This is a genomic window from Gilvimarinus sp. 1_MG-2023, from assembly GCF_030548285.1.
In genome coordinates this window covers 1-233 of record NZ_JAUOSC010001804.1, presented here as the reverse complement: position 1 = coordinate 233, position 233 = coordinate 1, and the positions used below count along the sequence as shown (strand labels likewise).

The following is a 233-nucleotide window of genomic DNA, read 5'->3' as shown; positions in this document are numbered from 1 at the left end:
CCCGTGCCAGACCGCAGGCGATATAGCCAAACGTGCGTAACCCCGGCATACAGCGAATCAGCACCAACTGATGCCAGGGCGCTTGCTGCAGCGGCGTCACCTGACGGCGGATCATATCGTGCTGGAATTTCTGCGCCAGCCAGGGCCAGACCAGCGCCCCGCGGCCCATCAGGTACAGCGCTGAATCCCCGATAAACATGCCACCACAGGTGGCAAGAAAGGCAACCTCCGGC

At 62.7% G+C, this 233-nt stretch carries 1 pseudogene; it reads right to left on the bottom strand.

Annotated features, from left to right (window positions below):
• Positions 1-233 (bottom strand): annotated as a pseudogene (locus Q4563_RS22920) (hypothetical protein); the annotation flags it as partial.